Raw genomic sequence first — 20,698 nt, forward strand, 5'->3', positions numbered from 1 at the left:
CGGTCTCGGACATCTGGTAGCCGTACGACGTCGGTCAACTGCCGACCCGGTACCACCGTCTCCGTCGTCGCGTGCGGTGCCACACTGACTTTCCAGCGTGGATGGGATCCCCACACCCGAGCACGGAGATGGCACCAGGACATGACTCGGCGCGAGGTGAACGGTGCCCTCACATCGGGCGGTTGACCGGCGCGATCGGACCGTTGGCGACAGCACGGCTCGCTGCCTTTCCCCGGCTACGGGCCGCGGAGGGGCCCGTCACGCTCCGCGCGAGTCAATCACCCGCCGGCAACGAGAAGCGAGTGTGACCTGATCAGCTTCGACGAGGCACCCCTTCCCTCCGCCGCGCGCTGAGCTGTCGGGCGGACCACCCGCGCAGCAGCTCCGCCGAGCGGTCGGGAGATCAGTGCATGACGACGGCGTCGGCGGAGGAGTGCTCTCCCTTCCGCACGAAGAGCGCTGCCACCACACCGACGAGGGCCACGACCACCGCCACGGACATCGCGCCCGTCATTCCCGCCACGAAGGACGCGTGTCCGGCTTCCACGATCGCGTCAGCCGTACCGGGCCCGACGCCGGGTGGAAGGGGTACTTCTCCCTGGGTCACCCGGTCGGCTCGGTCCAGGACGAACTGGGATTCGTCCGGCCCCACGCCTCGCTCCGCGAGGTTGCCGGCCAGACCGGTGCTGACCGCGACGGAGAGCAACGTGGTGAGCACGGCGGTTCCCATGACCCCACCCAGTTGGGACGCGGTCTGCTGAAGACCTCCAGCGACGCTGCTCAACCTGGGGTGGACGTTGCTGACCAGGGCATCTGTGCTGGCCACGGACACCATGCCGATGCCGAGCCCCATCCCGAGGAGCGAGGGCCACATGGCGTGGTAGGTACTCCCGACCTCCAACTGGGAAAGACCGAAGGCGGAGGCCGCGACGATCGTCATCCCGCCGAGCAGGGCGGGCCGTGGCCCGACGCGGGCGTTCAGATGTCCCACGAGCGCGGATGCCAAGGCGAGAGCGGCGGTCAGCGGCAGGACCCGAACACCGGCCTCGAGCGCGCTGACCCCCTGGACCCGCTGCATGTAGAGGGTCAGGAAGAACAGCGTGCCGTACAGCGTGAAGAACGCGAACACCACGAGCAGCGTCGCGGCTGGCACGGTTCTGTTGGCGAAGATCGTCAGATCCAGCAGGGGCCGGGCCGCCCGGCGCTGACGCCACACGAACAGCGCGCCCAACACCACCGCGAGACCGAGGTAACCGAGGACCGTGGCGTCCAGGTGCCCGTGCTCGGCCTGGAGCACTCCCCAGGCCAGGCTGACCATCGTCAACGCGAGCAGGACGGCGCCCACGGCGTCCAGACGCCCGGTTTCCGTGGTGCCGCGCTGGTCACGGAGGTGGAGCGCGCCCAGGGTCACCGCGACGGCCCCGATGGGCACGTTGATGAGGAACACCGACTGCCATCCCTGCGCCTGCACCAGCAGGCCAGCGACCACGGGTCCAGCGGCGGCGGCGATGGCCGTGCAACCACTCCAGGTGGCCAGCGCCCTGCTCAGCGCCGGCCCCGAGAACGTCGCGCGCAGCAGCCCCACGCCGGCCGGCATGACGAGCGCACCGGCGATCCCCTGGACGACCCGCCAGAAGATCAGGGCGTTGATGCTGCCCGAGAGGGCGATCATCAGCGAGGCCACCGTGAACAGGGCGGTACCGGTGAGCCAGAAGGTCCTGCGGGAGAACCGGTCCGCGGCCCGGCCGAAGATCACCAAGGTGGAGGCGATGGCCAACAGGTAGCCGTTGGTGACCCATTGGAGGCCGGCCAGGCTGGGGCGCAGGTCGGCCGCGATGTCGGGATTGGCCACGGAGATCACCGTGCCGTCCAGAGCCACGATGGCGGCTCCCAGGCTGACCACGGTCAGCACGACTCCTGGTCGGGGCGGCCTCGGTGGAGCCGTCCCGATCTCCTCCGTCGAGGAGTGTTTCACCATGAGCACCCTTATCGTCGTTTGCTGCCAACATGGCAGTGACTGCCATGTTGTTTTCGCCTGCCATCATGGCACGAGCACGAGCGGAAGGTTCGCCCCCTTCGGAAGGCAGGACATGGCAGCCCCAGCACCAGAGCCAGAAGCGAACCGCCCCACCCTTCGTGAGCGGCAACGACAGCGCACCCGAGGGGAGATCAGCCAGGCCGCGCTTGACCTCTTCGAGGCGCAGGGGGTGGAGGGGACGACGGTGGACGACATCGCGCACCGGGCGGGCGTCTCCCCCCGAACGTTCTTCCGGCACTTCGCCATGAAGGAGGACGCCGCGCTGCTCATCCACCACGACTTCGACGGGGCCCTGCACAGCCACCTGGGCCAGGGCGAGAACCGGTCCCCGTTGGCGACGCTCTGCTCGGTCTACTCCCAGGTACTGGCGAACTACGGCCGGGGCGACGGCGAGGCCGCCCGGCAGATGTTGCGGGTCAGGGCGCTCATGCTGACCAGCCCCACCCTGCGGACCGCCAGCCTCCGACTGGACGCCCAGCGAGCACAGGAACTCCTGGAGCACTTCATGCCGGCGGGCGATCGGAACGCGCGCGAGGAACTGCGGATCCGCATGGCAGTGGAGACCACGGCGGCGGCCGTACGCGTCACCCTGACGATCTGGAACGACCTGTACAACAGGGGAACACCCGTCGACGCCGCACACCTGTTCGCCGAGGCGCTGGACAGCGCGGGGATCCGGCCGACCGCCGAACAGTGATCGCGCCCTACTCCGCCGTCCCAGCTCCGCCCCGCGGGCTCACCACGTCGAACCACCGAAAGCGGGCTCATCTCCCAGCAGCGCGGACAGCCCCCGCGCACGCGGGGACGAAGCCCTCGCCGGACGCCGGCGTGGAGCTCGTTCGGGAAACGGCCCCGCGGCGCGGCGGCGACACCCCGCAGGGCACGGGCGGCCGCGGCGGCAGCCCTCCCCTGGGGCAGCCCGGCTGACCGGGAACGGGGGTGACATGCCGAGCACGTGGAGGCAGGTGCTCGACCGCCCGCGCCACCACGCCCCTGTTGCTCGAGACTCGATCCGGCCGCCCAGCAGCCCCCTACCGGGAGAGCCGCAACCTCCATCCTTCCTGCTGAGGGTGCAGCGTGCCCTCGTACTCCTCGACCGCCGGCCGGCCAGCCCGATCCCAGGCCCGGAACCAGTCCCGCACGATCCGCAGGGATGGCGATGCTCGACGATCAGCCAAGATCGTTCCGTCGTGACGGAGGACGGCGATGGACTCCGGGGTGCTGTGGCCCACCGCGATCCCGCCCGAGGGCCAGCCGACAGCCGTCAGGTAGTGATCGTCTGTGGCAGCCGCCCAGGTCCTCCAGCTCCCCCAGTCGATGTCCTCCTCCCCGACTGTCTCGCGGATCGAGGACCTGGCCAGCAGCCTGTCCAGTGCCCCGCGCGCTCCATCCCGCAGCTCGTTGTCCTCCTTCCGCCACCCGACTGATATCCAGGCGGCGGAGGGGAGGCGGTACTCCCAGTCGACGAGACGGGTGGGCGTGTCCGGGTCGCAGGGGCTGGACACCGTCTCCATGTAGCCGCCGTGCAGGACACGCTGAACTCGCGGTGTCCGTTCCTCGTCGACCAGAATCTCAGCGACGACCGTGACCTGGGGGACTCGCGCCACTGGAAGCGGGGTGACGATGACACCGCCAACCTGCGACTGGTCGACCCACGCCTTCGGCAGGTGGGGCGGCGTGCACCACGCGACGAGGCGGTCGTAGGGCGCTTCGGCCGCGAATCCTTGACGCCCGTCCCCCACCACGCACCTGACGTTCCGCACTCCCCGCTCGTGATGGGCACACCGCGCCCACTGCACGAGGTATGGGTCGATGTCCACGCTGACCACTCGGCCGTCCTCACCAACCAGGGACGACAACAGCGCCCCGGAGTACCCGGAGCCGGTGCCGATCTCGCACACGCGCTGAGCGGGGTGCACGTCCAGAAGCGTGAGTTCCCGGTGGATCACCAGTGGGTTCGACCGCATCGGCGTGTGGCCGCGTCCTCCGTGGTGGGAGTAGTGCGTTTCCGGAATCGTTCCGGCGACCGAAGCGACGGTTGGTGCGATGGTGACCACGACACCCCCAAAAAGCCAGTAGTGATCAACTGTGCACCATCGGTGATATCCCGATGTCATCGGGGCCTTGCCGCGGGAACCACCAGCCGTCAGACCACTGGAACCCGGGGGGCCGTCCACCGGGTCCTCTCCCGTTCCGCTCAGCACCGCTTGCTTCCCCGCACCAGCGGCGTGCGGGGTGAGGGCACCGCTCCCACACCCCGCACCAGGCATCGCGACTTCCCCGCCGGTCCTCGGCTCCGACATCAACTCGGATCAACCCGCCGCCCAGGCCGAGGACCCGCACCCCGGGGGGAAGGACACGACACGCAGCGCCCTGTCCCCGCGCGGCACCGGCCGTCCACGGCGAACGCTCGCACGCTCCCCCGCCCTCAGGACGGGAAGGCCTCCCGCAGGGCTCGTCCCGTCGGGGTGTCGCCGACCCCGGTCACCGGCCCCTCGTAGAGCACCCGGCCCCCGTGCCGGCCCGGGCCCGGCCCCAGGTCGATCAGCCAGTCGGCGTGCCGGATCACGTCGAGGTTGTGCTCGATCACCACGACGCCGTGCCCGTGCTCCACCAGGTCGTCGAGGAGACCGAGCAACGTGTCGATGTCGGCGAGGTGCAGTCCGGTCGTCGGCTCGTCGAGCACGTAGAGGGTGGGCGTGCTGGCCTCCCGCAGTTCCTTGGCCACCTTCACCCGTTGGCACTCCCCTCCCGACAACGTCGACAGCGGCTGACCGAGCCGCAGGTACCCCAGGCCCACCTTGTCAAGGTGGCTCAGGGCCTTCGTGATCGCCCTGTCCGGCAGCCGCCGGATCGCCTCCTCGATCGTCAGGTCCTCCACGTCGGCGATGGACAGCCCGTCCACGGTGTACCGCAGCACGTCGGGGGTGAACCTGCGCCCCTGGCAGGTCTCGCACACGGTTTCCTGGCCGTCCATGAAGGCCAGGTCGGTGTAGATGACACCGGTCCCGCCGCAGTCCGGGCAGCCGCCTTCCGAGTTGGCGCTGAACAGGCTCGCGGCGACGCCGTTGCGCCGGGCGAACAGCTTCCGGATGGGCGCTGCCACCCCCGTGTAGGTGATGGGGGTGGACCGGCGGCTGGCGCTGACGGGACGCTGGTCGATGACGATCGCGTCGTGCTGGTTGACGAGTTCCCGGGCGAGGCTGGACTTGCCGGACCCGGCGACCCCGGTGAGCACGGTCATCACCCCGGTGGGGATCTCGACGGTCACCTTCCGCAGGTTGTTGCGGCAGGCGTCGGCGACGACGACCTGCCCGGTCGGGGTGCGCGGCTCCTCCCTCGGTCGACGCGTGCGGGAGAGTTCGACCGAGGTGGCGGTTCCAGCCGCGCCCAGTTCGGAGAACGGCCCCTGGAAGACCAGGGCCCCACCGTGTTCGCCGGCTCTGGGTCCGATCTCGACGACCTGGTCGGCGGCGGCCATCACCGCCGGGTCGTGCTCGACGACGAGGACGCTGTTGCCCTTGTCGCACAGCTGGCGGAGCAGGGTGATCATGGCCGACACGTCGTGCGGGTGGAGGCCCACGGTGGGCTCGTCGAAGACGTACAGCATCTCCATCAGGCTGCTGCCGAGGTGCTTCACCGTCTTGATGCGCTGCGACTCCCCGCCGGAGAGCGTCGGCGTGGGCCGGCCGAGGTGCAGGTAGCCGAGGCCGATGGTGACCAGGGCGTCCAACCGGTCCTTCAGTGCCGCCACCGCTGGCCGCACGCTCGGCTCGGTCACTCCGGTGACGAGGTCGGCGAGGTCGCTGACCTCCATCCGGGCCATCGCGCCGATGGTGCGGCCGAGGACGGTCGCGGAGCGGCTCTCCTCGTTGAGCCGGTCGCCGTGGCAGTCGGGGCACAGGTCGGAACGGGTGAACTGGGCCAAGGTCTCCCGTTTGCGCTCCGACAGGTCCTCCGAGGTGTTCAGGTAGATGCGCTCGAACCGTTCGACGACCCCTTCGAATCCCTTCGGAGGGCGCGGGTCGAGCCGTTCGGCGTGTTCCCCGCCGTAGAGGAGGGCCTGCCGTTGGTCCTCGCTCCAGTCGCGGAGCGGTGTGGTGGCGTCGAACGAGCCGATGTCGGCGTACAGGCTGTACCAGTAGTTCCCCTGCACGAACCCGGGAAGCCGGACCGCGCCGTCCTCGAGCGACCTGTCCATGTCGACCACACGGTCCACGGCGGTCACCACCACCTCCCCCAGCCCGGAACAGGTGGGGCACATCCCCGTCGGGTCGTTGAAGGAGAAGCGGTTGGACTCCCCGACGTGCGGGGTGCTGAGACGGGAGAAGATCAGCCGCAGGTAGGACCAGGCGTCGGTGTAGGTGCCGACGGTGGATCGGGAGTTCCCGCCGACCCTCCGCTGTCCGATGACCACCGCCGGGGACAGGCCGCTGATCTCGGTGACCTCCGGGCGGGTCCACTTCGTCATCCGGTTCCGCACGAACGGGGGGAACGTCTCGTTGAGCTGGTGGCCCGCCTCGGCCGCGATGGTGTCGAACACCAGGGACGACTTCCCGGAGCCGGACAGCCCGACGAACACGACGAGCTGCCCCCGGGGCACGTCGACGTCGAGGGACTTCAGGTTGTTCGTCCGAGCACCCCGGACCCGAATGTTGCGCTGTTGCGACATGCGGGAGACCGTACGAGCAGATGTGGCCGGATTCTGACCGCGATTCGCTCGAGAATGGGCGCATGGCCGACGTGACCCAGCGTTCCCTCGCCCTGCTGGCCGCCCTCCAGACGGGCAGGGCCTTCACCGGCGGGGAACTCGCCCGACACCTCGACGTCAGCCCCCGCACCCTCCGCCGCGACATCGACCGCCTCCGCGGGTACGGCTACCCCGTCGAAACCCAGCCCGGCCCCGGCGGCTACTACCGGCTGGCCACCGGGAACTCGATGCCCCCGCTCCTGTTGGACGACGACGAGGCCGCCGCCACCCTCCTCGCGCTCGCCGCCCTCGCCGCCACCGGCAGCGCCGAACAGGGCAGCCTCGACGCGGCCGCCACCAGCGCCTACGGCAAGGTCGACCAGTACCTGCCAGCCCGGCTCCGCCCCCGCGTCGCCGCCCTGCGGGCCAGCCTGGAAACCGACCAGACCGCCGCGCCGAGCACCAGCACGGAGACGCTGAGCACCCTCGGCACCGCCATCCAACGCTCCCACGTCGTCGCCTTCGACTACACGACCGCGCGCGGGACCACCAGCAGCCGTCGCGTCGAACCCCACCGGCAGGTGCACCTGCTCCACCGCTGGTACCTGCTGGCCTGGGACCTGGGCCCCGAGGACTGGCGTGTCTTCCGGGTCGACCGAATCTCCGACGCCAGGGACGCGGGCCGGAGCTTCCGCCCTCGCCCCCTGCCCGCCGGGGGAGGCGTGGAACACGTGCGGCAGGCCGTGACCCGCGCCCGGCAGCGGGTGGTGGTCACGATCGAAGCCCCGATCGCGAAGGTCGCGGACGCCCTGCGCCACCAGTACACCGAGCTCACGCCGCTCGACGCCGACCGCACCCGCATCGTGCTCATGCCCGAGTCGTGGCAGTGGCTGGTCCTGAACATCGCGCTCGTCGACGCGGACTTCACCATCGAGGAACCCGCCTCGATGCGCGAGCAGTGCCAGCGCTTCGGCGCCCGGCTCGCCGGCGGCGGACAGGGATGACGGCCGGGAATCCTCGTACGCGCCGACCGGGCGACCGGCTCGTCCCCGCTCTCGTCCCCTCCCAGGGCACGGCACGCCGCGCGCAGGACAGCAGTGGCACCGAGCGGGGCGGGAGCACCGTTCCAGCGGACGGGTATGGCCCGGTGAGGTGGTCGCACTCCCGTCGACACTGTCCTGCGGCCTGGCTGGCCCACTCCCTTCCACGCCCCGGACCGTCCAACCCCGCGTCGATGATCCCGGAGGACCCCGTGCCGCTCAGGCGGTCGAGCCGAGCTCGGTTTCCACGTCGTCGCCGAACCTCAACTGTTCGGCGGGCAGTGGGGGCCCGTGCGGGTGTTCCAGCTCGCGGACGAAGCCGGTGTCCTCGTCGAAGGTGACGGTGGGCCGGAAGCTGTCCCGCACCTCAGCGGGGATGGCGTTGTCGACGATGACCAACTGGAAGTCGCGGTACCGCTGTCCGCTCGTGGTGCCGCTGAGCGCCGCCGCGCGGTCCTGGAGGTAGTCGGCCATCCACCTGTACATGCGAGCCGCGAGCGCCTGGTCATGTGAGTTGCGGCCGAGGTTCTTCTGCGGGGAGTCCAGGATCAGCAGGTGCGGGAGGTGGAAGTCGGCGGGTTGCTCCAACGCGTACAACAGCAGCGCCAGGCTGTAGGCCACGGACACCGCGGTGCGTGATCCACCGCCCCGCTGCCCGAAGTCCTGGTCGTCCACCAACGGTGTCCACGTTTCCGGGTCCAGGCGGGCACGACCGGTGGCCCACGGCAGGTCGAACGCGTGCACGATCTGGCGGAACAGGGAGTTGAGCCGTTCCAACGCGTCCCCGGGGCGCACCAGCTGGGCCGACAGTTGAAGGTGGCGCTCCCTCATCTCCTTCAGTTTCCGCGCGTCTCGCTCGGTGTCACGCTCCAGCCGTCTCAGCTGGTCGTGCGGCGCCCGCAGCCTCGTCAACGCGCTGATCTGGGCGCTGAGCGCTGCCAGTTCGCCGGTGGCCGCCGCGATGGCGTCCACGTGCGGCGACGTCGACGCGGCGAGGTGCTGGTCGACCCGCTGGCGGGCGGTGTCGAGGTCCGCCCTGGCCCTCCGCACCACCTCGCCGCTGCCGCGCAGCTCCTGGTCCGCCGTGGCCAACGCCGTCGCCGCCGCCTCCTCCATCTTCCGCAGGCGCGCCCTCTCCTCCCCCACGGCGGCACCCGGCAGCGGCAGGACGCAGACGCCGCAGTGCCCGGGAGGGACCACCCGCTCGCCCAGACCCTGGCGGCAGGCGGGGCAGGCGTCGAACGCGTAGGTCAGCTGCTCGCGCTCGCACGGCTCGGCGTCCTCGACCGCGTCCACATGTGACAACGAGTCCCGCAGGGCCTTGACCTTGGAACGCGCCTCCTGATGGCGCCGATGATCTCGCTCCACGGTGTCCTCGGCCTCGCTCAGGCGGGCCCGGGCCTCGTCGACCTGGCGGTGGAGGTGCGCCATGTGCGTGGCGGACGCGTTCGCCGCCGCCCGCAACCGTGCCACCACGTCCCGCGCCTCGCGTTCACGTTCCCGCAGCGTCACGAGCTCAGCGTCAAGGGCCTTCTCGCTGGTGGCGTCCGAGGACCTGAGGAACCGCGCGAGGTCCCGCGCCTTGCGCCGCTGGAGCGTGATGCGGTTCCTCGTGTCGGTGATCGCGCCGGCCAGCCGTTCCGTTTCCGGGGTGGTGAGGTGCAGGAGCAGCTTGAACACCGCGAGCCGTGGGGTTGTCCGCGATGGCGGCCGCACGACGAACCGGTCGATGTCCTCCTGCCGAATGTGCAGATAGGGCAACAGGTCCTCGGCGAAGCTGAGCCGCCTGTCCCCGGGCAGCCGGACCGAGGCGAACATCTCGTCCAGGCCGAGCCGCATCAACAGCCACGTCGACCACGACGGCTTCTCGTCCTGCGACCGCAACGGGAAATGGCCCACGGGGGTACCGTCGGCTTCCTCCACCAACACCGTCCCCGGGTGATCCCGATCCCGGGTGACGCGGTAGGTACCGTCCCCGATCTGGATTTGTGCCTGCACCGCGCGCAACCGCTGGTCCACCGCCCCCCGGAACTGGACCGTCCGCCCGAACAGGAAGTCCACGCACTCAATCATCGACGTCTTGCCCCGGTCGATCGGGCCGACCACGGCCACGAGCGACCCGTCAAGTTCGTACCGCTGCTGCCAGGTTTTCTGACCAACCCGGATTCGCAGCCACTGGATGCGAAGTCTTCCGCTCACCACACCCTCCCCCCGGGGCACTCGTACCCCTCACCACAGCACAGTGCCCGGTTACCGCAGGTAAGAGCACTTGGGTCGACCGGTGCCGCCAACCGTGGCTTCCCATCACACCAACGGCGTAGCTCGCTCGCACCGCGAAGATTCCCGCGTTGGAGGAACCGCCGGGAAGCCTGATCAGTGTCCCGAACCGAACACCGGTTTTCGGTTCCGCCCTGCGTGGCGGCTGACTCGATGACCCGCGATTGAGCCATTCGGGCGTGGAATTCCGGCCCTCGCCCGAATGGAGCCCGTTTCGGTACGACAACGCGCCCTGCTCCAGTCGAGCGGAGCCCTGCTCGACCATTCGCCAGAACTCGTGACACCACCCACCAAGCCACTGGTCACTATCGTTCTGCCCGCGAGCGACTGAGCGGGCCCGGGTCCCGAGCCACGGTCGGACTCATCCGGGCGGGCGCGGATTCACCGGTCGACCGTTCCCCGCGACTCGAGCTTCTGACGGCTCCGGCGCCCCCGGCGGCGCGACCCGCGGCAAGCGCGTGCCGGTTCCCTGCCGGCCCACGCACCCGAGCAGTACCCCGCCGACGATCAGGAGCCCGCCGAGCAGTTCCCACGCGGCGACGGTCTCCCGCAGGACAAGCCAGGCCGCCGTCATCCCGACCACCGGCGCCAGCATCGAGAACGGCGCGACCACACCGGCCGGGTGCCGGGCCAACAACCAGGTCCAGGCACCGGAGCCGAGAACTCCCGCGATGAGCACCGTGTAGGCCAGCCCGAGCAACGCCGCCCACGCACCGGGCGCGCCGAGGGTGCTGAGGGAGACTCCGATTCGGGTCGGGCCCTCGACCACGAACGCCAGGGCGAACATGGGCAGCGGCGGCACCACGCACATCCACAGCATCAGCCGAACCGGGCTGCTCGGCTTCGCCAACCGGCCACAGATGTTGCCCACCGCCCAACCGAAAGCGCCCGCCACCGTGAGCAGGAAGGGGACGACGCTGGCGGTCTCGGCCCGGTACCAACCCACCACCGCCAGCCCTCCCACGCCGACGAGGATGCCGGCCAGCTGGCGGGCGCTGATCCGTTCTCGCAGCACCGTCGCTCCGAGCAGCACGGTGAAGGGCGCGGAGGACTGGAGAACCAGCGACGCCAGACCTGTCGGCATGCCCACGGCCATGCCCCAGAAGAGGAAGAGGAACTGCACGATGCCGAACCCGCAGCCGTAACCGAGCAACCACCGCAGGGGGACGCCAGGGGCGGGGACGAACAGGACGGTCGGGATGGCGACCACCGCGAACCGCAACGCCACCAGGAACATCGGCGGGAAGTGCTCCAACGAGGCGCTGATGGCGACGAAGTTCAGCCCCCACACCACCGCGACGGACAGGGCGAGCAGACAGTGTCGTAGGGGCATGGGACCAGCTCATCGCAGTGCGACCCCGGCGGACAATCACGAGGTCAGGCACTGTTTGGGAGGCCCGCTGGACGCCCACTGGTGCCCCTCTCCGCCCCACTTGCGCTGGCAAGGGACTGCCCTGTAGAGGGCTTGGGCCCTGCGGGCGGGGAGGACCCGGCGAACTGGTCGATGGACTTCTGGGTGTCCGGAACAGCCCCGCGTGCGCGGGGAGGACGGGCGCTACAGCGGCCGGCCCAACTTCGAGTTGGGAACAGCCCCGCGTGCGCGGGGAGGACTGGGTCATCACCCAACGGGGCACGAATGGCCAGGGAACAGCCCCGCGTGCGCGGGGAGGACACTTCCTGACCTGCGGTATCGCGGAGCACTTGCCCCTTTTTCATTCACTTCTCTCGAAGCGTTGATCGGCACCGCACGCCTCCGGCACTCAGTATGCCGGTCATCGGCGCGCACCGACCGCTGGTCGCCGCGTCAACTCCCAAAGGAGGACCTGGCCAGCCGATCAGGTCACCACCACGTCCCGGGCGGTCCCCCTCCGCCGGAATGAAACACCCCGTCCAGGAGGCACGGCCTCGGTAGGTGTCGCCCTCAGTCGCCAGCAGGTAGGAGGTCGGGCTGGGCGCGGGAGCCTCACTCGGCGACCGAGCGGCCACGCGGCTCGTCACCACGCGGCTCGTGGTCGGGCGGCTCAACTGACCTGGTCGGCCTCCGTCACCCGCTGACGTGCGGCGACACGCCCGTTCTCGCGGAGGCCGTGGTCTCGGCCGGCGCTGGGGGCTCGGCTCCCAGGATGATTCCGACCAGGGTGTGCCCGCGTTCCGTGAGCCGGTACATCACGAGCTTCCCGTCCCGGCGGGACGACACGAGGCCGACGGACTTCAACTGCCGCAGGTGGTGGGACACCAGGTTCCTGGCGTGGCCGACGATCCAGGAGGCGTCGCAGACGCAGAGTTCGCCGCCCTCTGGGAAGGCGGCCGCGATGCGAAGCCTGGTGGGATCGCCCAGAGCACGGGCCACGGCGGCCGCGGGTTCGACCTCGTCGAGACCCGGCAGATCCGCGCGGATCGCCTCGGCGTGCGGCAGGTCCAGGCACAACAGCTCGCAGGAGTCACGGTCCTCAGCCACGAACAGAACGATACGCGTTGATATGTACGGGCCGTTCGCTGGTTTCCGCTCCACCCCGAGGCGGGACGGTGGTGGTTCTGGAGGACGCGCGGACGCATGCCGCCGCGCGTCCTCCAGTCCGGAACTGCGGCCGCGCCTTACCGCCTCAGGGGGTGCCTCGGTTCTGCCGCGAGGGCGGTACTGCGCGGCACCTCGGGGTGAATTGGGCGAGGCTCAGGCTGTGGCGGACAGGGCGACGACCAGGGACGAGGACGACACCCCCGCCCACGGAAGGGACGCCGCCGGCGAACCTCGCCGAGGGCCACCCGAGGAAGCCCACCCATTCGTCGGCGACGGACGGCGCTGCCCTCGTGTCCGCCGCCGGCCGAGTTCCCGTCGGAGGGCGGACATCGAGAACGTCCCACGGGAGGCGAACCAGCAGCGCCCTAGTCCACGGCCTCAAGGGCGAACAGGCCCCGTGGAGGATGAGGATCGTCAGTTCCGGCGGGTCAGCGCGCGGATACCGACGGCGACTCCGAGGGCGCACCAGGCGAGGAGGACGACGAGGTCGCGCCAGCTCGCGGTGTAGGTGTCGGCGAGCAGTCCCGCACGGAGCAGGTCAGCGGCCGCCCTGAACGGAAGCACGTCGTGGACTGCCTGGAACCAGGTCGGGAGCTGACTCGCCGGGAAGGTGACCGGCGAGAAGAGCATCACGAAGAACACCAGTACCTGGGTGACGAGCTGCGTGATGAGCGGCGGCAGGGACACGGCGATCGCATAGCCGACCGCGGTGGCGGTGACCGCGGCGAGGATGGACGCGGTCAGGAGGACAGGCCAGTCGAAGGAGTAGCCGAATCCGTAACGCAGGTGCGCCACGACCACAGCGACGGCGACGCTGGGCAGGGCGACGAGGAGCCAGATCGCCAGGTCGGCCATGAGGAGCAGCGGCCGAGGCACCGGCAGCGACCGGAGGTAGGTGAACGTGCCGGTGGTGCGTGCCTGGGCCACGCTGTGGGGCACCATGACGAGCCCGATGAACATCAGGAGCACGGTGGGCGTGCCGGTGGAGAGGAACTGGGCCGACGAGGTGTCGATGTCGGGGATGACGAAGCCGAACCCGATGATGATCCCGGCCGCGAGCAGCGCCTGGACGACGATGACGAACGGGAGCATGGCGCCGGTCTGGGCCATCATCCAGCGCAACAGGTTTCCGTAGCTCAACCAGATCCCAATGCGCGGCGGTACCCCGGCGGACCTGGGTGCTGGTGGCGAGAGGGTGCTCTGCTCAGACATCAGCGGCATCTTCCGTACGTGTCGTCGTGTTCGTGTTGGCGCTCGACGTGGCGGCGAGGTAGGCGTCTTCGAGGGTGGCCGGGGCCAGGGAGTAGCCGTCGATCCGTTCGGTTCTCCGCAGTGCCGTGGCCCACGCGACGGCCGCCTCGGCGTCGACGGCGGCGAGGGTCAGGAGCACCCGGCGTCCGACTCGGACCCGCCGGTTGATCGGGATCGGTGCCTGGGCGAGGGACTCGGAGGGGTCCTCACCGTCCGGGTGGAGCGAGAGTTCGAGCTGGAGGTCGGCGTCGCTCGATCCCCGGAGTCGGCTCGGTGAACCGGCGGCGACGACCTTGCCGTGGTCGAGGATGACCAGGGCGTCGACCACCCGCTCCGCCTCGGTGACGTTGTGGGTGACGAGCAGCACGCCCGCCCCTTCGTCGCCGAGGCGGCGCACCACCTTCCACAGGCGGCGACGCCGTGCCGCGTCGACGTCGTTGGTCGGCTCGTCGAGGACGATCAGCGGCACCGGCGCGACGGCTGCCATGGCGAACGCGGTGAGGCGGCGGACACCGCCTGACAGCCCGCCGCCGTCAGGGGTCGCTGGACGGTCGAACCACTCGCCGATGTCCAGCTCGTCGGCCAGGGCGCGTGCGCCGGCTCGCGCGTCGGCGCGGGACATGCCCCTGAGCCGGCCGGCGATCTCGATCGCCATCTTCGGGGTGAGCCCGTCCAACGGCGCCTGGGCCTGGGGTTGGAGCGCCACCGCCCGGCGGGCTGTCGCCGGTTCGGCGACGGCGTCGGTGCCCGCGACCCTGATCGAGCCGTCCTCGGGTCGCAGCAGTCCGACCACCTGCGAGACCAGTGTCGTCTTGCCCGCGCCGTTGTGACCCAGCAGCCCGACCACCTCCCCGGGCCGCACCCGCAGTCCGATCCCGTCGTTCGCGACGACGGCACCGAACCGTCGGGTGAGGTTGTCCACCTCCAACACAGCACCACCCACGGCACTCACCCTTCAGATTTTGATACCGACGGTATCTTCATACCGACGGTATCCAGATACGGTTGGTAGGTCAACCGGTAGGATGACGACATGGTCGATGCCCGCTCAGCCCCTCCGCCCCGCACTCGGCGGACGCAGGCGGAACGACGACGAGAGACCCGTGAAGCGCTCGTCATCGCGGCGCTCAACGCGTTCGCGCGCGACGGCTACCACACCGCGAGCCTGGAGGGCATCGCCGGTGAGGCCGGGTTCTCCAAGGGCGCGGTGTACTCGAACTTCAACGGCAAGTCGGACCTGTTCCTCGCCGCGATGGACTACAACCTGGAGACGCTGAACGGCGGGGGATGGAATCCACTCCGGAAGGTCGGCGCGGCGACCACCGACGCGTCGGAACCAGGTGCCGCTGACATGGACGTCGCAGGGCTGGTGCGAGGATTCGGGCTGGCGACACTGGAGTTCATCGCCACCGCCGCCAGGGACGACGAACTCGTCAAGGCGCTCCGCGAACGCATGCGGCGGATGATCGACGCCTACGGGCGCATCGCGACCGAAGCCCGACCGGACACCGAACGCCTTCCATCCGATGACGTGGCACGGCTCATGGCCGCGCTCGACCAAGGCGTGTCCGTCCTCGCGCTCAGCGGCATCACGGAGATGGACGGGGCGCTGACGCGCGTCGGCCTGCATCGGCTCGTGAACCCGCTCGAAGCCGCCGCCGAGCCAGCTCCGGAACGGGACGGGCAGGGCGAGCCCCTCGCTGACATCCCCCGAGTGCAAAGGCTGATCGGGGACATCCTCGGGACCTGACACCCGCACGGAAGCGACAAGCTGGTCCGCCCGAACGCCTGGCTAGGCACCGAGGACCACGTCGTTCGCCGTGGTTCAGGAACCACGACCCGATGCCGCGTCCGCGCCCCCGCCCGGCCCGGTGCGGAGTTGCCCGGTCGGGCGACCGAGGCGAGCCGCACGGTCGGTGAGGGCGCGTCGCGCTGCGGGCCACGTGGCTCCTGCTCCCGCGCGGCTCACGGACGAGTCGCGCAGCGCTTCCGGCAAGGGAGGGGTACCGTTCCCGGCGAGATCCGCGAGGGAGACGTACCCACGTCGGCGCGCCAGCGTGCCGCGCGCATCCTCCCGGTCCACTGTGCGGGTAGCCGGCACCCGTGACGCGAAAACGTTCGCGAGGTGTGCCCGCTCGGTGAGCGACCGGGTCGCGCGGACGGGCTTCCGGCTGGTTCCCAGCCTCGTCGACCTGGCGTTCCACCTCGCTGCCGGTGGGGAGCAGGTCGGTGCGTTCTCCGCGCGGGGATCTCGGCCAGGCCTCAGCTCGCAGCGGGGGTGCCGCGCCGCCGGCCCCGCACCTCCGCCTCGTCGGCGCCGGAGCCGACTTGCGACGTCTCGTGCCCTGGCTTCGCCCGCCCTGTTCCCCGCTCCCCCGCTCCCCCGTGCGTACGAGCGCGAGGGCCGCCAGGCGGTGCGGAACGCCCGACCGTCCTCGACCCTTCGACCAGCAGCCCGCTCACCGCCTCGTCACGCACCTGCCGCGCCAACACATCGGCCTGGTGACGAACAGCCGCCGCCTCCCACGGGAACGTGTGCCTCGCCACGGGCTGGGAGGCGTCAGCTGCCGAGCCGGCAGAGCACACCCGCGATGCCGGAGTCCACCAACGCGCCGTCCCCGGTGTCCAACCCGTGCAGCACCTCGTGCCACGGACCCAGTTGGTGCCACACCAGGGCACGCTCCACCATGTCCTGCGACGGGTGGTACGCCGCCACCAGCGCCCGCGCGAAGTGCTCCGGCGTGCCGTACAACGCCCAGGCGAGATCGATCGCCGGGTCTCCCAGGTGCACGTCCCCGAAGTCGATGACACCCGTGATCACGCCGTTGGTCGTGAGGACGTGCTCCGGGCCGAGGTCACCGTGCACCACGTGGTCCGCGGGTAACGAGGCCACGACCGACAACAACCGCTCGGCGCGCGGGCGGTGCACCGTCGGCAACAGCGGCACTACCTCGGAGGTGAGGCGGAGCAGCAAACCGGAACGCTGTTGTCGGGTGGCCCGGCGGGTGAACAGCCCGTGCGCCACCGCCTCGACGGGGTCCACCACGTGGAGGGCGGCCAGGAAACCACCGAGGGCGGCGCCCTGCTCCGCGGTGAACTCGCTGATCGGCCGCCCAGGCACCAGCTCGTGGCGGACCACGATCGGATCGGCCTGGACGACCGTGGGTGTCGGCACGCGGATCGGCAGCCGGCCGGCCAGCCACGGCAGGAGCCGGGACTCACGGAGCAGGGCGGCGGCGACCTCCGGTCGCCTCGGCCGGCGTTCGAGCCAGCGCCCGTCGACCAGAACGGCGGCGCTGTCCCATCCCGAGGTCAGCTCGACCCGGTTCCGGGGCGGCGCGCTGTCTGTTTCCATCCGGCCAGTACAGCAAGGAAAATCCGTGAGGCCAACGGCGGGCGGGGAGAAAACCCGCCGCCACCACGGTACGCGGTGGGGACACCACCCGGCGCGTCCAAAGCCCGGATGTCCGGTCTGTTCTCGGGGGACGCGCGCCCACGAGCCAGGTGCCCGCGCCCCCGACGGACGAGGTATCCGCGCACTCTCGACGTCCCCACCGCCCGGCCACCATCGAAGCCGCCAACGCGCCGCGTGGGCGGGCCATTCGGAGGAGCAGGTTCTGCGCACCGGAGGTGGCAGGAGCCGGCTCGGTTCGGCGTCTGGCAGGAGGCAAGTGCCCGATAGCCTTGCTGGACGGCCGGAACGCGGTTGGGCTCGGCGGGCGGAACGCTTCGCCCCCTGCTCACCGAGCTGCGTCCCTGCCACGGAGACGCCGGGTAGTTGGAGACGGGAGCCACCACCACGTGCAGCCGAATTTCAGCGAACCCCCCGGGTTCGATGTCAAACCTCGGGTTCGCTGCGAATCGGGCGTCGTTGAAGCCGTCCAGGTGTATGCTGACCTGCGACTTTACTCTCGGGTCCTCATCGCTCCTACGAGGAGTTCCAACTCTGGGACAGCTCACCCAGTTCGACCGCCGCACCGGGTCCTCATCGCTCCTACGAGGAGTTCCAACCGGACGTGCAGCGGACGGTGACCCGATGACCCCCGGCCCGTCCTCATCGCTCCTACGAGGAGTTCCAACCTGAAGGTCCCGGATCCGGGACCTACGGGCTGACCAGGTCCTCATCGCTCCTACGAGGAGTTCCAACCACACCGTGCACGCCGGCAGAGGTGTGGCCTGTCGGGTCCTCATCGCTCCTACGAGGTTCCAGCTGAGTGACAGCTTGGGATCGAGCAACGTGTTGCGGCTTCTCGCACCGTAGACACCTCGTGACGTGGCCAATCAGGTGTGGTCACCAGGCGTGGGATGCGTGATGACCGCCCCAGCTGGCAACTCATCATTCGTATTCCCACGAGGCAGGCGCTGAGCGTCAGGCGGGCAGCGCGCTGCTCGTCCAAGGCTCGATGAGCTGTTCGACGAGCAGGTGGTCTCAGAGCCTCGGCCCGGTGGTGTTGGTTTGCCGCGCTAGTCCTCGGAGGCCGGCGCTACTCGGCGAGCGAAGCATGCGGTAGGCGCGGGATGGCCAGTCTCGACGAGCGAGCGACCGCATGTCCGGGCAACGCCGACGAACCCAGTCGCCCTTCGCACGGCGCTCACCCCCACCCTGACTTCGCCTCCATCGAACGATTCAGTACTTCAGGTATCCGAACACGCACTGAGTGTCACAACCCAAGAGCGTGACCACGGACGAGGGAGACTCCCTTGGTGCACTGCCGAGACTGCTGCCTACGACTGTCGTTGACGAAGGGACGGACCCTTCCCCGCCACTACGACTACTCCGCCGGGTTCATCTCCTGGGCCCGCGAGCGGGAATGCGACGGCTCGGGGACGACACAATTCGTCCACGACCGCGACCTCGCCAGGTGCCGGCGCCCTCGGAGCGGCCACCGCTGCCCGAAGTGCGGACGGGGACGCATCACGCTCAACAAGAACGGCAAGTACCCGGTGCACACCGCGCCGGACGGCAGCAGGTGCGACGGGCCCTGACGCCCCTTTCTCCGCTCACCACCTGACCGGCGCCGCCAGCCCGCCGGTGTCAGAGCAGCGTCCCGTCTCAGCGGGCGGCACCCGATTGGGGGCGGAGTACGGCGGAAGCGCATCGTGACCGCCGCCGTTGGTCACCCGGGGACAACAAAGGCCTGGTGCTCGCTCCCGATCCTCACGAAGATTGGGCCAACCGGGTAATTCCCCACCGCCGACTGGGTTACGGACTTCTCGGGGCGGGTGCGCCGGCAATAACGTCGAGGGAGTGAGGAGTGAATAGCCGCGCACGATTTGTTGGGGGGCTCGTGTGATCAGCGCTCGGGAACGGCGGCACCAACGGCTGTGGAAAGTCCTGGCGGAACACCACGCGACGCTGAGCCAGTTACCGCGATGGGGGCAGCAGGCGCTCGGTGAGCTCCTGCACCGCTATTCCTCGGGCGTTCGACTCCTCGTGCCCTCCCCCTCCGGTGGGGCGCTGCCCATTCGCACCGACCGGGATCTGGACGCCTACGTCGTGGGCCCGTTCGGGGTGGCCGCGCTCCTATCGGTCGACCGCCGCCCGGACGACGACCAGATCCGCCGGCTGCACCGCGGCGTGGAACGGGTGCTCGGGGCGATACCGCTGGATTTCGGACGTCGGATCGCCTCCGTCCGAATGATCGTCATCCGCCCCGACCACCTCACGGGCCTGCGGACCAACGGTCGCTACCTGGTGCGCACCGCCGCCGACCTGCCCGCGCTGGTGGCCGACCGCGACTACCAGGTCCTCAGCGGTGCTTCGGCGGTCGACCTCGCCGGCCGGATCGCGGCGGCCCTGCCCGACCACGTCCTCGTCGACCTCCCCGAGACCGCGCCTCCCCCGGAGGAGGAGAGCCTGTTCGGGTCGGCGGACCTGCGGGAGTCCTCGCTGCGGCGGGCGGTGAACGGGCCCTTCGCCGAGTGGTTGACCTACCTCGACGAGACGCAGCTGCGGCTGGTGCACCGCCAGTACAACGGTCCGGCCCGCATCAGCGGCCCCGCCGGCACAGGCAAGACCGTTGTCGCCCTGCACCGGCTACGCCGGATCGCCCGCCAGACGACCGGCCCCCTGTTGCTGACCACGCTCGTCACCACCCTGCTGCGCACCCACGCCACCAGCTTCCGCCGGTTGGCCCCGGAGGTCGCCGACCGGGTTCGGGTGGAGAACCTGCACCTGTGGGCGCGCCAGTTCCTCGAGGAACGGGGACGCCACGTGCGCAACGATCACGACAAGGTGAGCACGTGCTTCTTCCTCGCCTGGTCGAAGGTGAACCGCCAGACCGACCTGCCGAGGGTGAACGCCAACCCCCAGTACTGGCGGGAGGAGATCGACCACGTCATCAAGGGCCGGGGCATCAACGATCTCGCCGAGTACCAGCGGGCGAACCGGCGGGGGCGGGGCATCGCGGGCGGGGGGCTCGACGCCGGCCGCCGCGAGCAGGTGTGGCAGCTGCACCAGGCGTACCAGCGCAACCTCGCCGAGCGCGGTCTCACCGACCACAACGACGTGCTCGTCCTGGCCACCGAGGAGGTCCGGGAGCGCCCGCTGGCCGAGCCCTTCGCCGCCGTCGTCGTCGACGAGGTCCAGGACCTGCCCCAGGTGGGTCTGCGGCTCCTCCACACCCTCGTCGGGGACCGCCCGGACGGTCTGCTCCTCGTCGGCGACGGGCAACAGCAGGTGTACCCGGGTGGGTGGCGGCTGATCGACGCCGGCATCCACGTGCAGGGGCGCGGCGAGACGCTGCGGGTGAACTACCGCAACACCCGGGCCGTGCTGGCCGCCGCGCAGGACGTTCCCGCGCCGAACCAGCTCGACGAGGAGGACGGGGCTCCTGGGGCGACCCTGCGGGACGTCACCGCCACCCTCGCCGGCGGGACCGTGC

13 protein-coding genes and 1 pseudogene are annotated in these 20,698 nt (G+C 70.3%); 5 read left to right on the forward strand and 9 right to left on the reverse strand.

What is annotated here, in order from left to right; genetic code table 11:
• Positions 1-403 precede the first annotated feature (403 nt).
• Positions 404-1,978: an MFS transporter gene (locus G443_RS07655; protein ID WP_155886155.1), complete on the reverse strand. Its 1,575-nt coding sequence runs from the start codon at positions 1,976-1,978 to the stop codon at positions 404-406.
• Between the two features lie 112 nt (positions 1,979-2,090).
• Here G443_RS07655 and G443_RS07660 point away from each other — a divergent pair, with 112 nt between their 5' ends.
• Complete coding sequence (locus G443_RS07660) at positions 2,091-2,735, forward strand: TetR/AcrR family transcriptional regulator (protein ID WP_162147306.1); 645 nt, start codon at positions 2,091-2,093, stop codon at positions 2,733-2,735.
• 334 nt (positions 2,736-3,069) lie between these two features.
• Here the strand turns inward: G443_RS07660 and G443_RS07665 are convergent, their stop codons facing one another.
• Both G443_RS07665 and G443_RS07670 read right to left on the reverse strand, forming a co-directional pair.
• Positions 3,070-4,005, reverse strand: a complete 936-nt coding sequence (locus tag G443_RS07665) for a protein-L-isoaspartate O-methyltransferase family protein (RefSeq protein WP_162147307.1) — start codon at positions 4,003-4,005, stop codon at positions 3,070-3,072.
• Positions 4,006-4,466: 461 nt separating this feature from the next.
• Positions 4,467-6,710 (reverse strand): ATP-binding cassette domain-containing protein, encoded by a 2,244-nt coding sequence (locus G443_RS07670; RefSeq protein WP_026419143.1) that lies wholly within the window; start codon positions 6,708-6,710, stop codon positions 4,467-4,469.
• Between the two features lie 62 nt (positions 6,711-6,772).
• On the opposite strand from G443_RS07670, the gene G443_RS07675 reads away from it, so the two are divergent.
• Positions 6,773-7,732 (forward strand): helix-turn-helix transcriptional regulator, encoded by a 960-nt coding sequence (locus tag G443_RS07675; protein ID WP_026419144.1) that lies wholly within the window; start codon positions 6,773-6,775, stop codon positions 7,730-7,732.
• A 255-nt stretch (positions 7,733-7,987) separates the two neighbouring features.
• Here the strand turns inward: G443_RS07675 and G443_RS07680 are convergent, their stop codons facing one another.
• The 5 genes from G443_RS07680 to G443_RS07700 form a co-directional block, all read right to left on the reverse strand.
• Complete coding sequence (locus G443_RS07680; protein WP_155886157.1) at positions 7,988-9,967, reverse strand: hypothetical protein; 1,980 nt, start codon at positions 9,965-9,967, stop codon at positions 7,988-7,990.
• A 439-nt stretch (positions 9,968-10,406) separates the two neighbouring features.
• Entirely contained in the window at positions 10,407-11,378 is a 972-nt protein-coding gene (locus tag G443_RS07685; protein ID WP_051314036.1) for an EamA family transporter, read from the reverse strand.
• 711 nt (positions 11,379-12,089) lie between these two features.
• Entirely contained in the window at positions 12,090-12,503 is a 414-nt protein-coding gene (locus G443_RS07690; protein WP_026419146.1) for an ArsR/SmtB family transcription factor, read from the reverse strand.
• 474 nt (positions 12,504-12,977) lie between these two features.
• Positions 12,978-13,775, reverse strand: a complete 798-nt coding sequence (locus tag G443_RS07695) for an ABC transporter permease (protein ID WP_026419147.1) — start codon at positions 13,773-13,775, stop codon at positions 12,978-12,980.
• On the reverse strand, positions 13,768-14,766 hold the full coding sequence (locus G443_RS07700) for an ABC transporter ATP-binding protein (RefSeq protein ID WP_245588831.1): 999 nt from the start codon (positions 14,764-14,766) through the stop codon (positions 13,768-13,770). The genes G443_RS07695 and G443_RS07700 overlap by 8 nt, the downstream gene beginning before the upstream one ends.
• A gap of 81 nt (positions 14,767-14,847) precedes the next feature.
• Between G443_RS07700 and G443_RS07705 the strand changes: the two genes are divergently transcribed.
• A complete protein-coding gene (locus tag G443_RS07705) occupies positions 14,848-15,564 on the forward strand; it encodes a TetR/AcrR family transcriptional regulator (protein WP_026419149.1) in 717 nt (238 codons plus the stop codon).
• Positions 15,565-16,374: 810 nt separating this feature from the next.
• On the opposite strand, the gene G443_RS07710 is transcribed toward G443_RS07705, so the two are convergent.
• On the reverse strand, positions 16,375-17,169 hold the full coding sequence (locus G443_RS07710; RefSeq protein ID WP_026419150.1) for a phosphotransferase: 795 nt from the start codon (positions 17,167-17,169) through the stop codon (positions 16,375-16,377).
• A 1,346-nt stretch (positions 17,170-18,515) separates the two neighbouring features.
• Here G443_RS07710 and G443_RS07715 point away from each other — a divergent pair.
• Together G443_RS07715 and G443_RS25775 are read left to right on the forward strand one after the other, a co-directional pair.
• On the forward strand, positions 18,516-18,800 hold the full coding sequence (locus G443_RS07715) for a hypothetical protein (RefSeq protein WP_155886158.1): 285 nt from the start codon (positions 18,516-18,518) through the stop codon (positions 18,798-18,800).
• A gap of 652 nt (positions 18,801-19,452) precedes the next feature.
• Positions 19,453-20,502 (forward strand): annotated as a pseudogene (locus G443_RS25775) (UvrD-helicase domain-containing protein); the annotation flags it as partial.
• Positions 20,503-20,698 lie beyond the last annotated feature (196 nt).

The organism is Actinoalloteichus caeruleus DSM 43889 (assembly GCF_000429185.2).
Taxonomy (GTDB): Bacteria; Actinomycetota; Actinomycetes; order Mycobacteriales; family Pseudonocardiaceae; genus Actinoalloteichus_B; species Actinoalloteichus_B caeruleus.

Bases quoted from the DNA above. Each gene is read 5' to 3' on its own strand.
- G443_RS07655 (WP_155886155.1), bottom strand. From the start codon at position 1,978: ATGGTGAAACACTCCTCGACGGAGGAGATCGGGACGGCTCCACCGAGG.
- G443_RS07660 (WP_162147306.1), top strand. From the start codon at position 2,091: ATGGCAGCCCCAGCACCAGAGCCAGAAGCGAACCGCCCCACCCTTCGT.
- G443_RS07665 (WP_162147307.1), bottom strand. From the start codon at position 4,005: ATGCGGTCGAACCCACTGGTGATCCACCGGGAACTCACGCTTCTGGAC.
- G443_RS07670 (WP_026419143.1), bottom strand. From the start codon at position 6,710: ATGTCGCAACAGCGCAACATTCGGGTCCGGGGTGCTCGGACGAACAAC.
- G443_RS07675 (WP_026419144.1), top strand. From the start codon at position 6,773: ATGGCCGACGTGACCCAGCGTTCCCTCGCCCTGCTGGCCGCCCTCCAG.
- G443_RS07685 (WP_051314036.1), bottom strand. From the start codon at position 11,378: ATGCCCCTACGACACTGTCTGCTCGCCCTGTCCGTCGCGGTGGTGTGG.
- G443_RS07695 (WP_026419147.1), bottom strand. From the start codon at position 13,775: ATGTCTGAGCAGAGCACCCTCTCGCCACCAGCACCCAGGTCCGCCGGG.
- G443_RS07705 (WP_026419149.1), top strand. From the start codon at position 14,848: ATGGTCGATGCCCGCTCAGCCCCTCCGCCCCGCACTCGGCGGACGCAG.
- G443_RS07710 (WP_026419150.1), bottom strand. From the start codon at position 17,169: ATGGAAACAGACAGCGCGCCGCCCCGGAACCGGGTCGAGCTGACCTCG.